The sequence below is a fragment of the Pseudomonas flexibilis genome (assembly GCF_000806415.1).
In the GTDB taxonomy this organism is placed as follows: Bacteria; Pseudomonadota; Gammaproteobacteria; order Pseudomonadales; family Pseudomonadaceae; genus Serpens; species Serpens flexibilis.
On the sequence record NZ_JTAK01000015.1, the window covers coordinates 1 to 1,495 of the forward strand.

At 60.3% G+C, this 1,495-nt stretch carries 1 protein-coding gene and 1 pseudogene; both read left to right on the forward strand.

The genetic code is table 11. The annotated features are described in order from the left end of the window. Positions 1-237, forward strand: a pseudogene (gene fusA / locus PT85_RS17440) (elongation factor G); the annotation flags it as partial. A gap of 30 nt (positions 238-267) precedes the next feature. Further along, positions 268-1,458 carry an elongation factor Tu gene (tuf, locus tag PT85_RS17445; protein ID WP_039607344.1) on the forward strand — a complete coding sequence of 397 codons (1,191 nt, stop codon included), beginning with the start codon at positions 268-270 and terminating at the stop codon, positions 1,456-1,458. Positions 1,459-1,495: the final 37 nt, after the last annotated feature.

The window sequence follows — 1,495 nt, forward strand, 5'->3', positions numbered from 1 at the left end:
GAGGACATGGGGTACGGGATGGGGGACCTGAACCGGCGGCGCGGTCTGAGCCAGGGCATGGAAGACAGCGTCTCCGGCAAGGTGATCCGCGCCGAGGTTCCGCTGGGCGAGATGTTTGGTTACGCTACCGACGTTCGCTCTATGTCGCAGGGTCGTGCGAGCTACTCCATGGAGTTCTCCAAGTACGCGGAAGCGCCGAGCAACATCGTCGACGCTATCGTCAAAAAACAAGGTTGATTCAGCCCTTTAAGTAAGAGGTTTACTGTCGTGGCTAAGGAAAAATTCGAACGTACCAAACCGCACCTCAACGTTGGCACCATCGGCCACGTTGACCACGGTAAGACCACCCTGACCGCTGCTATCGCAACCGTCTGCGCCAAGACCTGGGGCGGCGAAGCGAAGGGCTACGATCAGATCGACAACGCGCCGGAAGAAAAGGCCCGTGGTATCACCATCAACACCTCGCACGTAGAGTACGACTCCCCGACTCGTCACTACGCGCACGTTGACTGCCCCGGCCACGCCGACTACGTCAAGAACATGATCACCGGTGCTGCCCAGATGGACGGCGCGATCCTGGTTTGCTCCGCTGCTGACGGCCCCATGCCGCAGACCCGCGAGCACATCCTGCTGTCCCGTCAGGTGGGTGTTCCGTACATCGTCGTGTTCCTGAACAAGGCCGACATGGTTGACGACGCCGAGCTGCTGGAACTGGTCGAGATGGAAGTTCGCGACCTGCTGAACACCTATGACTTCCCGGGCGACGACACCCCGATCATCGTGGGTTCCGCTCTGAAGGCGCTCGAAGGCGACGAGTCCGAAATCGGTGCTCCGGCTGTTCGCAAGCTGGTTGAGACCCTGGACACCTACATCCCGGAACCCGAGCGCGCCATCGACAAGCCGTTCCTGATGCCGATCGAAGACGTGTTCTCCATCTCCGGCCGCGGTACCGTGGTAACCGGTCGTGTCGAGCGCGGCATCGTCAAGGTCCAGGAAGAAGTGGAAATCGTCGGTATTCGTCCGACCACCAAGACCACCTGCACCGGCGTTGAAATGTTCCGCAAGCTGCTCGACGAAGGTCGTGCTGGTGAGAACGTTGGCGTGCTGCTGCGTGGCACCAAGCGTGAAGACGTCGAGCGTGGCCAGGTTCTGGCCAAGCCGGGCACCATCAAGCCGCACACCAAGTTCGAAGGCGAAGTGTACGTGCTGAGCAAGGAAGAAGGTGGTCGTCACACCCCGTTCTTCAAGGGCTACCGTCCGCAGTTCTACTTCCGTACCACTGACGTGACCGGTAACTGCGAGCTGCCGGAAGGCGTCGAGATGGTGATGCCGGGTGACAACATCAAGATGACCGTCACCCTGATCGCTCCGATCGCCATGGAAGATGGCCTGCGTTTCGCGATTCGCGAAGGCGGCCGTACCGTTGGCGCCGGCGGGGTTCCCAAAAACCTCCAGTAATTGGTGTACTGCGTAGAAAGGGACCTTGTGGCCCCTT